A 255-nucleotide genomic window follows, 5' to 3' on the forward strand; every position below is an offset into this window, starting at 1 on the left:
AAGTGATAGTGCAAGCACCATCACCCCGCTCGACTTGCATGTGTTAAGCCTGCCGCCAGCGTTCAATCTGAGCCATGATCAAACTCTTCAGTTAAAATCATTAGTGACTTAAGGTCACAATTCTGGCTCATCAATTTCCTGACAAATTCTCTCAAATAAACTTCGAGTAATTTAAACCTTTCAATCAATGATAATATTTCGATCGATCAATCAGTAAAAATCCACACAAGTTGTTCTTCATATTCTCTTAATGAT

Annotated in this window: 1 rRNA gene; it reads right to left on the bottom strand. The window is 37.3% G+C overall.

What is annotated here, in order from left to right:
* Positions 1-94, bottom strand: a 16S ribosomal RNA gene (locus tag GGG_RS20355); the annotation flags it as partial.
* Between the last annotated feature and the right edge of the window lie 161 nt (positions 95-255).

Source organism: Acinetobacter sp. P8-3-8, assembly GCF_000214135.1.
In the GTDB taxonomy this organism is placed as follows: domain Bacteria; phylum Pseudomonadota; class Gammaproteobacteria; order Pseudomonadales; family Moraxellaceae; genus Acinetobacter.